This is a genomic window from Oceanobacillus saliphilus, assembly GCF_023522835.1.
Lineage (GTDB): Bacteria > Bacillota > Bacilli > Bacillales > Amphibacillaceae > Oceanobacillus > Oceanobacillus saliphilus.
This window is the reverse complement of sequence record NZ_JALCZU010000150.1, coordinates 1-268: the sequence shown is the minus strand read 5'-3', so window position 1 is coordinate 268 and position 268 is coordinate 1. Positions and strand designations below refer to the sequence as shown.

Sequence of the window (268 nt, the reverse complement as noted above, 5' to 3'; positions counted from 1 at the left end):
AACAAGGTCTCTAGCGTGCATTGCTAGCAGAAGGCCATGTGTCACTAGAGATCCGTGTACGATCGTGGGGTCCGGGAGTCTGATCGTGGCTTACACCTCGTTGCGGAATTATCAGCCGTCTTGGCGATTGAAAAGCAAAAACCCTCTAGCGAAAGCAACGTGACGGAATTCTTCTTCACCCTTATAGCCATGGTCCTGTGACCAATGAGACATCGTTGCTAGATTGGATCGGCTTTCATTGGTCACGACCATTCCTCACGCTGGCAGG

General features: G+C 51.1%; 1 protein-coding gene. It reads right to left on the bottom strand.

Annotated elements, in window-relative coordinates; all coding sequences use genetic code 11:
- Positions 1–111 precede the first annotated feature (111 nt).
- A complete protein-coding gene (locus MN204_RS21400; RefSeq protein WP_306798830.1) occupies positions 112–246 on the bottom strand; it encodes a hypothetical protein in 135 nt (44 codons plus the stop codon).
- Positions 247–268 lie beyond the last annotated feature (22 nt).